Consider the following 11,755-nt stretch of genomic DNA (forward strand, 5'->3'; position numbering starts at 1 on the left):
CACCTGCTGCGAACAGTTCAAAGAACGAAATGAATGGAGGAGCTCTCGCATTACGGTGCGCAGCCATGTTTCGCACCGGGTGTGATAGAGCAGGACCAAAGTCCCGCGTGCGCACTACGGCGCGCCGTTACTCTGGCACCACCTGAGAACCGTACGGGTCCACGAGGGCGGAGGTTCCAAGCGGTGCTGTGCGGAAACTGCGGTCGTCCACGCGCAAACGCCCCCACAGAATGCGCATGCATTCCAGCCCAGGTGTGGCAGGTGCGCGAGGTCCAGACCGCCGTCGAGCGCGGTGACGCGGTGACGGTGGTCCAGTACCTGCGCCGTACGCTGCCCGCCCTGTCCCAAGAGGCGCTGGCGCGGATGAGCGGACTATCGCAGAGCACCATCCACCGCGCCGAACAGGGCAAAGGACTCACCAACCCCAAACGCGCACGACAGGCCCTCGACGGGTTCGGAGCGCCTCGTGCCGATGTTTCCCACTCCTGCAGCCACAGCTCCGCAGCCGTACCGCCACCCTCTTCCGGCGTACCCAGGGATCCGACACCGATCGACCCCACGCGATACCCCCACACCCTGACCAGAGGCGCTTCCCTGGGAGCGGTCGCCGCTGGCCACAACCTGCCTTGGCTGGCCCACACCGCCGCGACCACCGACCGCGCCCAACTAAGGATCGGTGAGGCCGAAGTCGGCCTTCTCAGCGACGCCGCCTTGGATCTCGATGCCCTCGATCAGCGTTTCGGCGGTGCTCGCCTGTGGCGTCCGGCCCGCGCCCACCTGTACTGGGTGCACCACCTGATCGAGCACGGCACCTACAGCGACGCCACCGGCCGACAGTTGCACAGCATCGCCGGCCAGCTGACCACCTCGCTCGGATGGTTCTGCTACGACGCCGATCAGCAAACCGAGGCTCGTGTGTACTTCTCCGAAGCCCTCAACGTCGCCATGCTCGGAGGGGACGACCCCTTGGCCACCCGTACCCTGTCCAACATGGCCCGCCAATCCGTCGACCTGGGCAAGGCCCGTGAGGCAGTGCGGTTCAGTCGGCTGGCCGAAGTCCATGCCGCTGAATGGCACTCCCCGCCACGGGTCCGGGCCCTACTGGCTATCCGCCAGGCCCAAGGCCACGCCCGCAGCGGCGACAGACCAGCCTGCGAAGAGGCCATCAAGCGCTCCTGGGAACTGTTCGAACGCGGCGTCACCGATCGCGATCCGGATTGGAGCAGTTTCCTCAACGAAGCCGAACTCACCTGCTTGGAGGGTATGTGCCGTTCCGATCTGGGGCAGCACACGCGTGCCATCGAGCTGTTGACGGCTTCTGCCCGGCTCCAGGACGTCGAACATTCGCGCAACCGCGGCATGTGTCTGGCCCGTCTGGCCAACGCCGCGCTCAAGAAACAGGACCTGGACCAGACCGCCTTCGCTGCGGAGCAGGCGTTGACACTGGTCGACGGCGGAATGGCGTCCTCCCGCAACTTCAAGCAGCTCAGGCTGGTGCGGGAAGGCCTGGTCCCTCTGCAGGCAGATCGTGCGGCCCGTCAACTCACCGACCGGCTCGACCAGTACATTCCCGCATGACAGATGAGACCTAGTGGGGAGACCGAACGTGACGGACATCGAGATCACGCGCTATGAAGCCGACGCTGCTGTGGATCTTGTCGACGAGCTGGTAGCGGTGTACGCCCAGGTCTACGACGTCGCGCCCTACATCGGCGACCCGTTCTTTTCCACGGAGGCCTTCACCGGGCGCCTGACCGCAGCCCTGCCCTCGATCGGGTTCGAGGCCATCGTCGGTCGCGTTGAGGGAGAGATCGTTGGCTACGTTCACGGCGCCACCCTGCTCCCAGACAAACCGTGGTTCACCTTGCTGGACCACAAACGCCCCAGCTCCATGGTCCGCGCCGCTGAGGCGGGCCAGGTCTTCTGGCTGCGGGAGTTGATGGTGCTGCCCGAGGAACAGAACCGCGGCTGGGGGCGGGCGCTGCACGACACCGCTATCGAAGGCCGCCACGAGAAGTGGACCACTCTTACGTGCATCGTCGGCAACGAACCCGCCCACAGCGCTTACCTGCGCTGGGGGTACCAGATCATGGGGCAGATCAAACACGCCCCCGAATCCCCCGTCTACGACGCCATGTTCCTTGAACCCTCTGAATGACGGGCACCTCCCGCACCGGTCAAAGTGTTGAGCGCCCACACCGCCGACGCGGTCCGCGGACACCGATGACCGTCGACCTCTCCCACGAGCACATCCTCAGCCACGCCTTGCCCGCCGCCGGGTTGGCCCACCCCGCACACCGAGCCAGCCCTGTGCGCATCGCTGAGAACGCGGTCTACCGCCTGCCCGGCACCATCGTGCGCATCGCACGCCCCGGGCAGGCCGACGCCGCCCGCCGCGAGGTCGCCGTGGCCCGCTGGCTGGCGGACCACCGGGTTCCGGCCGTACGCCCTCTGGACATCGACCAGCCCGTGCTGGTGGACGACCAGGCCGTCACCTTCTGGGCCGAACTGCCCGAGCACACCCACGGCACCGTGGACGACGTCGCCCATCTGCTGCGGCGCCTACACGCCCTGCCGGCCCCCGACCACCTGGACCTGGGACGGCTCGACCCGTTCGTGCGCCTGCACACACGCATCGCCGACGCCACCGGCCACCTGCCCGACGAGGACCTGCGCTGGCTGAGCGCCCACACACGCCACCTCCACCAGCAATGGGAACACCTTCCGCCAGGACAGCCCCAGAGCGTGGTGCACGGCGACGCCTGGACCGGCAACGTCGCACGGTGCGCCGACGGGACCGCGGTCCTGCTGGACCTGGAGCGGTGCTCCATCGGCCCCGTGGAGTGGGATCTGGTCTCCACCGCGATCAAGGCCAGCACGGTGCCCTGGCTCGACCAGGACGACTACGCGCGCTTCGTCCAGGCCTATGGCGGCTACGACGTCACCGCTTGGCCCGGCTTCATCCTCATGCGCGACATCCGCGAGCTGAGGATGACCCTGTACTGCGCCCAACACGCCGGAGCCGACCCGAAGATGCAGGCCCAAGCACGGTTGAGGATCGATTGCCTCCGGGGCCGTCGCGGGGGACGCCCCTGGCACTGGGCGCCAGCGCTGTGAGACAAGCACCTCACGCGGCCCTTGCCCGAACCCATCGAGACGTGAACCCCGTGGCACCGGCGGCCTGGCGGCTCTTCAAACCTCACGCGGAGAAACCGCCTGGAATCCAGGCGCCCACAGCGTCCAGCAGTGCCCCGACGTCACGCAGGTCCTCCAGGACCGAATCCGCTCCGGCCGCGGCCAAATCGGCGGCCGCGGTGGTGCCGGAAGCCACGGCCACCACGCGCGCACCCCCTTCCACACCGGTGTGGACGTCTTCGAGGGAGTCCCCGACGATGACGGTGGTGTCCCGGGTGAAGACCGTTCCGTAGCGCTCGCCCGCACGGCGCTGGGCCACCGCCACCAAGTGGGGCCTGTGTGGGTCGTCGCTGGAGTAGCCTCCCACCGCGGTCTCCACGTCCCCGTCCAGGGCGAAGGCGCGGAGCTTGAGTTCAGCACTGCGACGCAGGTTGCCGGTGACCACCCCGGCTGCCACATCAGGGCGGTCGGCCACCGCGCGGACGGCGCGGCGGGCCCCGGCCAGCACATACCCGTGGGCGCGCATGTGGTCCAGATGCGCGGCCTGACGCTCGGGCACCTGTGCGACCATCTCCTCGGCCAGGCCGTGAACCTCGGCTTCGGGCACACCGTTGACACGCAACAGCTCCTCCACCGCCCGGGGCACGGTGCGTCCGGTGCCCTTGGCCGGCAGCACACGGGCGGGCCGTCCCACCAGGGCGGCGAAGGCCTCCCGATAGACCAGCCGGTCGGTGTGGCCGGTGTAGACCAAGGTGCGGTCGATGTCCCACAACAGCAGCAGCCGCGGGCACACGGAAGAACGGTTCGCTGGTGTCACAGCGCTGAGGATAGAACGCGCGCCCGCTCGGCGACCTCCCCGGCCCCGGCCACCGGAAGCGCGGCCAGCTCCTCACCCAGGTCGGCGACCTGCTCGGCCAGCCGACGCGAGCGCACCGGCGCGGCCAGGTCCACCGCCCGGTGCCCCCGTTCCAGAGCGGCCTCGACCTGTCCCAGCCGGACCAGGGCGGTGGCGGCCCGCACCTGAGCACAGGCGCGGTCACGCACACAGTCGCCCCCGAACGCCTCCTGTGCCTCGTCCAGATGTCCCAGAGCCGCCTCGTAATCTCCCAGCTCCAGCAGGCAACTTCCCGCCTGGGCGTGCAGCTCCCCGCCACTCATCCAGTACAGCCAGGCCGGATCCCGTTCACCGGGGCCGCGCTCGAACGCCGTGAACGCCCCCTCCAGGGCCCGCATCGCCCCCATGCGCTGGCGGGCCACCGCATAACCGCGGGCCTGGCGGATCGACAGCATCGTCTCCACATGTGCGCTGGCCTGCCCAGCCGTGCGCATCTGGGCGGTACGCGCCATCAACGCCGCCTCGGACCCGTGCCCCGTGCTGTAGGAGAGCACCGTCATATAGGACACCACGCCCGCTCCCATGACAGGGTCGTGAGCGGTATGGGCGGCACGCAGCGCCACCGGGAACAGGCGGGCGGCACCGGCGTGGTCGCCGGCGTCGACCATCATCCACCCCATCAGCCCCGCCAGGTCGGAGGCCACGGCCAGCAGTGGACCCCGTACCGCCGTATCCATGTGACCCTGGGACAGCAGCTGCTGCACGAACGCCAACTGGGGACGGGCCAGGGCGTGCAGGTGCGCACTGGCGCCACCGCGCGCATCGGCCAACCGCAGGGCGTCGACCCCCTGAACCAGGGCATCGACCAGGTGCGGAGCGATCGGCCGCCCCTGGGAGGCCTGCAACGCCGCGAACGGGTCGGCCACGGCCCACTGCACCACCTGCGCGGCCAGCCCCGAAGTCGCCGCCGCCAACAACCGCCGCCGACTGATACGTTCTCCGCCCAGCCGGGCCAGCGCGTCCACGACCTGATCGGCTTCCCACCCCTGATTCGGGGCCGGCATCGCAACGTTCTCCACCGCAGCACCGCCCTCTGCTCGGGCCGTGGCGGCCAACCCGAGCCGCTCCAGCGCCTGGCGGATCTTCACCGGATCCCGCAACGGGCGGCGCCGGGACTCCAACCGGTGGATGGTCGTGGCCGACAGTCCTGTCAGCCGGGCCAGCGCCACCTGTGACAGTTCCGGAGCGAAAGAGCGCAGCGCCGTGACGACTTCCACCATGTCACCGCGCTGGGCCGCCGCTCGCACCCGCGCGTCGTCAGCGAACCCCGCAGGTACGCACCCGCAGCCTCCCGTCCGATGGCAGTTGCCGCACACCACCACCCATCCCCCTCTCAGAGCATGGCGCGAGCCCGCGCCCACGCTTGCCGGTACTCATTCGTCCAATCCGCGTCCTGCTGATCGTCCGGCAGCCCGTCCAGCCCCGAGGCCAGCAGGTCGGCGGCCACATCGGCCTCACCCAGCGCCAAGTGCGCGATGCCGAGATTGAGGCGGTGGTAGGTGCCGTTCAGCCAGTAGGCGGTGCGCGGCGGCTCTACCCCGACCGTTGTCTCCGCGAGATGGACGGCCTCCTCCAACAGCCGCAAGGCCTCGGAGCGCTCACCCAGCAGAGCGTGTCCCTGGGCCGCCTGGGCCGCGTCCCCCACCCGCTGGGCCGGGTGCGCTCCCGGCGTGGTGTAGGCGCGGGTGAAGTGCTCCACGATCGCGGGGACATCGCCCTCACGCCGGGCCAGGTAGCCGAAGAAGTTCCTGGCTTGGGCCAGCAGGGTCGCGTCCCCGACCTCGGCGGCCAACGCCTCGGCACGCCCCAGTAGCGACCGGGCCCTGCCGTGGCGGCCGGTGCAGGCGTGCAGCCATCCGGCGAACTGCACGTACTCGGCCCCTACCTCCCGCAGACCAGGCGCGTGGGCTCCACGTGCCTGAGCGGCAAGCTCCTCCACCACCCGCAGGTGGTCCATGGTCACCGGGATCATGGCCTGGGCCCCCACCACATCGTCCAACCGGCGCTGGGCAGCCAGGATCTGAGCGCTGGCCCGGACGGCGGCCGGGTCCACCGGTGCCGATGAGGACAGCAGACGTGCCAGCACTTGGTGGTCATCGGCGTTCAGGTCGGCCTCGGCCGCCACCCGCCTGGGCGTGGCCGCCGCCGTGAGCGGGGCACCCAACCGCGTCAACGCAGCTGCCGCCTTCGCGGGATTGCCCACCGGACGGCCGTTGAGCAGCCGTGACATCGTGCTCTGCGACAGCCCACTCATCCGCGCCAGCGCCTCCTGGCTCAAGCGCGGGTTCGCCTGCCGCACCAGGCGCAGCACACCAGCGGCGTCCCGCTCGTGCACCTTCTGGCGCACCTGGGGCCGTTCCCAGAACCCCGACGGCAGGCAGGTACAGAAGTTCACCCGCCTACGGCCACGGGGCCGTCCGCAGTTACCGCACAGCATCACGGCCACACCGTCCTCGAACCCTCACACCGCCGGCATGTCGGCGCCACCCTACGCACCCCGCGAACCGCCCACCAGCGGCCCAGGTCGCACCGCCCCGGGGCAGGCGGGAATGCCGAACCCGCGGTACATGCCAGAGCCTCCATTGCACCCGGCACGAAACAGTTATCGCTTGGGTGCTCAGGAGAGTTTGGCCAGGAGCGCGTCTGCGGTCTCACCCATCAGTGACCTGATCGGCAGCGTCCTTCCCGCCCGCTTGGACGCTCGGGCGACGTTGGCGCACAGCAGGAGTTGGCATAGGCGGCCAGGCCGGGTGGACAGGACATCGTCGAACTGGACACGGACGCGTTCGGCAACCTGCGGAACCCTCAGGGAGGCCGACCACAGGCAGGCAGCGTCCCAGCCGCGGGGGGCCAAGCCCCAGCTCTCCCAGTCCAAGAGCATGAACTCGGGTCCGGTGATGTTGGCGTAGCCCAGGTCGCCGTGGGCGCACGCCCAGTCCTGTTCGGGAATGTGTGTGTCGATGTCGGTTCCGTAGACCTCCTGGATGCGCCGAGTCAGGTGGGCCTGCTCCAGAGCGACACGACTGGTGCTGTGGTCGGCGAGGGAGCGCAGAGCGGTGTGCATGGTGTTCCACCATGAGTCCGGCAGTCCAGGGTCGGCGGTGATGTCGGCTGTGGTCGAAACAGCAGGAGCGGGGGCCAGCGTAGTCTCCTCGGCCTTCCACGCCACGCCACGCTCACTGTCGGTCCAGGTGGAGGCAGCGATCCACTGGGGGCGGGGTACGCCCTGGATTGCCACCGATGCCTCGGTTCCGGTCCAGGAGGGCGTGTTCATACGTCCGGTGCGGCGCCAGGACAGGCGCACCCACGTTCCGGCGTCAGTAGGGAATCCGGCAGTGCCGTTGACGCGGCTGTAGCGGACGCCTTCGCGACTGAAGGAACGCCCCAGCCGCTTCTGAGCTTGGGCAAGGACGTTGCTGATGTCTACGGCCGACAGATCATCCAACGTCAGGGGCGGGTGCGCCGTGTCCTGGGAGAGCATCACCTGGTGGGATCCCTTTCGTTCCGGCCGCGCAGCAGGGCGCGGTAGCGCTCGACCGCCGTGGGCGAAACGGTCAGAGCTCCAGCTTGCACGATCTCCGCCAGGTGCGTGGAGGAACTGGTTGGTAGATGTCAAAGCAAATGAGATGATGGTCTGTTCATGGGTTCTGTGGGGGGTTTTGGCGCTTTTTGGTCGGGTCGTTGATCCACACCACCTCGGGGATCCGCAGTGGTCCCTGCGCCGCCAGGCCGCAGTCGCTGAGGATCCGCGCCACACTCTGCTCGACGCTGCTGTGTTCGTCGATGAGCTCTTCTAGCCCGTCGGGGAGCAGGTCCCGGAGGCGCCACCACTGCCGCAGTTCGGCCTCACCGAACTTGCCGGCGACGGGTTTGGTCGCGTGGCGCTCCAGCGTGACCTCGAACGGGACGTCAAAATAGTAGGTGCGCGACATCCCCTTGTGATCGCGCACCAGACGGGTGAGCATCTTGCCGTAGTGGTCGGCGTACAGGATCCCCTCGACCACCACGTGGTAGCCCGCGTCCAGGGCGTGGCGCGCCATCAGGTCGATCAGAGAGATGTTGGCAGCGCCTGGCCTGTCCCGCTCCCTGAGGATCTCGCGGCGCACCACGTCCTGGGAGATGATCGCCAGCCCACGCCCGTACGCCGCCCGTAGCGCCTGGGCCACGGTGGACTTGCCCGAGGCCGAGTTGCCTCGCAGCACGACCAACCGAGGAAACCCCGTCGAATTGCATCCAATGCACGCTTGCGCGAGCTCGTCGCTTCCCAACGAGACCATGAGCGCGACCCTAACCGACACCACCCCCACTCGAGGGCTGGATCAGTCAGATCCCCTCACTGCTTTGCGCGCCGCTGCCCCGGAAACCCCCACGCGTTGTGCCCTCACCCCGTTAGCCTTCCGGTGTGACGACTTCCGACACCACCACCCCCACCCACGACACCGACGACGTCACCGCGTTGTGTGAGCGGATGATCGACCGGCTGTGGGCCATCAACGCGCTGCGCTCGGAACAGGTGGCCGCCGCGGTGCGTGCGGTACCCCGCCACCGCTTCGCCCCCGAGCGCTCTTCCCAGGAGGCATACGACGCCAACACGGCCCTGCGGACCCGGTGGGACGCCGACGGCCACGCCACCAGCTCGGTCTCAGCCCCCTGGGTCCAGACCCTGATGCTGGAACGAGCAGACATCCGCCCCGGCATGCGCGTGCTGGAGATCGGCAGCGGCGGGTACAACGCCGCGCTGATCGCCGAGCTGGTCGGTGAGGGCGGTCAGGTGACCTCCATCGACATCGATCCGGAAGTCGTCGACCGCGCTCGCACTCACCTGGCCAAGACCGGGTACGACGACCGGGTGAAGACGGTCGTCGGCGACGCCGAACACGGCCACCCTGATGGTGCTCCCTACGATCGGATCATCGTCACGGTGGCCGCCACTGATCTACCCGAAGCCTGGACCGAGCAGCTCGTCGACGGCGGACGCCTGGTCCTTCCTCTAGGCGTTCGGGGGTTCCAGCGCGTCTACGCCTTCACCCACCAAAGTGGGAACCTGCTGGTCGGTGAGACGGGTGACCACGCCGGTTTCGTCAAGATGCAGGGCTTGGGCGCGCCAGCGCCGACCATCGTGCCAGTGACCGATGCGGTGGCGCTGACCACTGATGCCGACCCCGTCCCAGCGCCGGACCGCCTGCCTGATGTATTTGCCGCGCCCGCCCACGAGCAGTACACCGGGGTACGGATGGGCCGCAACGAGTACTTCGGCGGCCTGCAGATGTGGCTGGCCACCACTCTGGTCGACTTCGCCACCCTGTCCGGTGATGCTGAAGCTCTGGGCCACAACACGATGGGCAGGCATCAGACTCCGGCGACGTGGGACGGTACCTCTTTGGCCTACTTGTTGCTTCCCAAGGCATCGACCGATCCCGCCGAGTGGGAGTTCCTCGCCCGAGGACACGGACCCGACGCCGCGGAACTGGCCGCCATCCTGGTCGATCACGTCCAACGGTGGGACCGCGACCATCGCAGCGGCCCCGGCCCCCGCTTCCTCGCCCACCCCGACATCCCTGCTGTACACGGTGTGATTCGAACCCGGCACACACGCCTTCTCGCCCTGTGGGACCAGCACGACACGCCGCAGATGGACTGGCAAGCGGACCCGGGCGCATGACCCTCTCCAAGTCTCAGGCGGGGCTTCCCCCCGATGTCTTGGACACCGAGGACGGCCGCTTGGCGCAGTTGATCATCTGTGCCGAGATCATCCAGGCCGTCTGCGCGATGCCCTGCATGCCCAGTTGACCCCTTACGGCCCGAGTCCACGCCCACCACTTGCTGAGCAGTTGGTGAACTCCCATCGGCCCCACAGCATGGGGAGGACAGATGACAGACCAGACGGATGTCACCTACGTGTGGCATAGCGATCAGCATCCCCCGGACGGGATGGCGGTGAAGCAGGTGTACGGCTACGTGTTCGACAACCAGGCCCGTGTGGTCCTGCTCCGCGACCCCACCGGGACATGGAATCTACCCGGCGGCACCCCAGAGACCGAGGACGGCGGCGACCCCCTGGCCACTCTGGAACGCGAAGTGTGGGAAGAAGTCCAGGTACGTCTGGCTGGCCCGGTCTACCTGGGCTACCAGACAGTCCACATGCCCGGACGAGCCCCATACGCTCAACTGCGGATGGCAGCGTGTCTCACAGCTGCTGGCGAACGAGCGCCGGACCCTGACCACGGCCGCATCCATGTTCGGCACCGCTGCGGCTTGGTGGAGGCTGAAACGCTCCTGGGGTGGGGAGACGTCGCCCGACCACAGATCCGAAGTGCAGCCATAGCAGCGCAGCGGTGCTGGGCACTGCCCATAGATACCCCGGGGCCACCGCTGACTGACTAGATCATGGCCAGTGCCGGACCTCGCCCCTTCCCCCATACTCTCGCGGTACGCCCACCTTGGTCAGATGTGGATCCTGAGAGGTCAGGACCCACCCCTGCCTCGTGACGTGATTGACAGTGCATCAGGCGCGTGGCTGTAGCTTCGCGATACCGTTGGCCAGTGCTTCCACGTCCAAGTCCGCTGCTTGTGAGGGGAACCAGGAGAAGCGCAAGCCGTTCGAGGCCGCTTCATCGGGCAGCCCCATAGCCCGGAGCACATGGCTGGGGGCGTACGAGGCGCTGGTACATGCGGAGCCAGTGGCGACTGCGACCGAGTCTTTGAGCGTGACGAGAAGAGCTTCGGCGTCCACATCCTCGAAGGAAAGATTGATGATGTGCGGGACGACGCAGTCCTGGTCGCCGTTGAGGTGAAAGCGTGTCTGAGCTAGCCCGGTGAGCAGCCGGGAGCGCAACTCTTGGGCGGCGGACTGCCATTGGACGTGCTCAGCTTCGACGATCCGTGCAGCTTCGGCCAAGCCCATGATCAGGGGAACGGGCAGGGTTCCTGGGCGAAGCTTCCGCTCCTGACCGCCCCCGAACATGATCGGCTCGAGCGGAGGCCGTTCGTCGTCCATATCCTCTCGGCGGCGGGTGAGCAGGGCTCCTACACCCTTGGGCGCGCCGATCTTGTGTCCGCTAATGCTGATCATGTCGATGGGCGCAGTGAGGTCATCAGGGACCTTGCCGTACCCTTGGGCGGCATCCACGTGCAGGTACGTGGGGGTCGCTTGCAGTTCGCGAGCCAACTCAGCCACTGGCTGAATCACCCCTGTCTCGTTGTTGACGTGCATCAGCGAAACGAGGAGGGTGTCTGGCCGCAGTCGTTCCATCACCGCCTCAGCTGTGACCCGCCCAGAGGGGCCAGGCTTGAGGAAGTCGACCTCGAATCCGTGGCTGGCCAGGTGTTCCAGCGGTTCTAGGACGGCCTTGTGCTCGATGGCGGAAGTGATGATGTGGCGTCGACCTGTGCGCTCGCCGTGTGGAGCGAGCCCGAGCAGAGCGATGTTGTTACTCTCCGTAGCTCCGCTGGTGAAGATGAGCTCGTCGGGCTCCGCTCCGACGGTGCTGGCCAGGTACTCGCGAGCCCGCTCCACCCCTCGTTTGGCCTGGTTTCCGTACCCATGGCGGCTGCCCGCGTTGCCGAACTCCGATGTCATCCAGTGCAGGACGACATCGGCTACTCGCTGGTCCACGCGTGTTGTCGCCGCCGCATCGAGGTACGTCACCATCGAACCCAAGTCACCTTCAAACGTTAATATTCGGTCTCTGTACGTGATTTCCTTGACGTACGATAGCGTGACCG

At 67.9% G+C, this 11,755-nt stretch carries 12 protein-coding genes; 6 read left to right on the forward strand and 6 right to left on the reverse strand.

Annotated features, from left to right (window positions below; translation table 11 throughout):
* Positions 1-261 precede the first annotated feature (261 nt).
* The 3 genes from B042_RS24325 (at position 262) to B042_RS0109405 (ending at position 3,117) form a co-directional block, all read left to right on the forward strand.
* Complete coding sequence (locus B042_RS24325; RefSeq protein WP_051415575.1) at positions 262-1,578, forward strand: helix-turn-helix transcriptional regulator; 1,317 nt, start codon at positions 262-264, stop codon at positions 1,576-1,578.
* A gap of 28 nt (positions 1,579-1,606) precedes the next feature.
* Complete coding sequence (locus B042_RS0109400) at positions 1,607-2,158, forward strand: GNAT family N-acetyltransferase (protein WP_028648076.1); 552 nt, start codon at positions 1,607-1,609, stop codon at positions 2,156-2,158.
* A gap of 65 nt (positions 2,159-2,223) precedes the next feature.
* On the forward strand, positions 2,224-3,117 hold the full coding sequence (locus B042_RS0109405) for a phosphotransferase enzyme family protein (protein ID WP_028648077.1): 894 nt from the start codon (positions 2,224-2,226) through the stop codon (positions 3,115-3,117).
* 82 nt (positions 3,118-3,199) lie between these two features.
* Here B042_RS0109405 and B042_RS0109410 read toward each other — a convergent pair whose 3' ends face one another.
* From B042_RS0109410 to B042_RS22580, 5 genes are all read right to left on the reverse strand, one after another.
* On the reverse strand, positions 3,200-3,952 hold the full coding sequence (locus tag B042_RS0109410; protein ID WP_231493898.1) for a haloacid dehalogenase-like hydrolase: 753 nt from the start codon (positions 3,950-3,952) through the stop codon (positions 3,200-3,202).
* On the reverse strand, positions 3,949-5,250 hold the full coding sequence (locus B042_RS0109415; protein ID WP_155988982.1) for a helix-turn-helix transcriptional regulator: 1,302 nt from the start codon (positions 5,248-5,250) through the stop codon (positions 3,949-3,951). The genes B042_RS0109410 and B042_RS0109415 overlap by 4 nt, the downstream gene beginning before the upstream one ends.
* Before the next feature lie 113 nt (positions 5,251-5,363).
* On the reverse strand, positions 5,364-6,425 hold the full coding sequence (locus B042_RS0109420; RefSeq protein WP_197024235.1) for a helix-turn-helix transcriptional regulator: 1,062 nt from the start codon (positions 6,423-6,425) through the stop codon (positions 5,364-5,366).
* Positions 6,426-6,647: 222 nt separating this feature from the next.
* Positions 6,648-7,511 carry an aminoglycoside phosphotransferase gene (locus tag B042_RS0109425; RefSeq protein WP_051415577.1) on the reverse strand — a complete coding sequence of 288 codons (864 nt, stop codon included), beginning with the start codon at positions 7,509-7,511 and terminating at the stop codon, positions 6,648-6,650.
* Positions 7,512-7,668: 157 nt separating this feature from the next.
* Positions 7,669-8,232, reverse strand: a complete 564-nt coding sequence (locus B042_RS22580; RefSeq protein WP_231493904.1) for an AAA family ATPase — start codon at positions 8,230-8,232, stop codon at positions 7,669-7,671.
* Positions 8,233-8,432: 200 nt separating this feature from the next.
* Between B042_RS22580 and fxlM the strand changes: the two genes are divergently transcribed.
* The 3 genes from fxlM to B042_RS24910 all read left to right on the forward strand — a co-directional run bounded on the left by fxlM (position 8,433) and on the right by B042_RS24910 (position 10,414).
* Positions 8,433-9,692, forward strand: coding sequence for a methyltransferase, FxLD system (gene fxlM, locus B042_RS0109435; protein WP_028648082.1), 1,260 nt, complete (start codon positions 8,433-8,435; stop codon positions 9,690-9,692).
* Positions 9,689-9,820: a hypothetical protein gene (locus tag B042_RS26875; RefSeq protein ID WP_255342328.1), complete on the forward strand. Its 132-nt coding sequence runs from the start codon at positions 9,689-9,691 to the stop codon at positions 9,818-9,820. Before fxlM ends, B042_RS26875 begins: the two co-directional genes overlap by 4 nt.
* Positions 9,821-9,961: 141 nt before the next feature.
* The gene (locus tag B042_RS24910) at positions 9,962-10,414 is read left to right on the forward strand and encodes an NUDIX hydrolase (protein WP_231493905.1); all 453 of its coding nucleotides are present in this window, start codon (positions 9,962-9,964) and stop codon (positions 10,412-10,414) included.
* A 121-nt stretch (positions 10,415-10,535) separates the two neighbouring features.
* Here the strand turns inward: B042_RS24910 and dndA are convergent, their stop codons facing one another.
* The gene (gene dndA / locus B042_RS0109450) at positions 10,536-11,681 is read right to left on the reverse strand and encodes a cysteine desulfurase DndA (protein WP_028648084.1); all 1,146 of its coding nucleotides are present in this window, start codon (positions 11,679-11,681) and stop codon (positions 10,536-10,538) included.
* Positions 11,682-11,755 lie beyond the last annotated feature (74 nt).

It is taken from the genome of Nocardiopsis sp. CNT312 (assembly GCF_000515115.1).
In the GTDB taxonomy this organism is placed as follows: domain Bacteria; phylum Actinomycetota; class Actinomycetes; order Streptosporangiales; family Streptosporangiaceae; genus Nocardiopsis.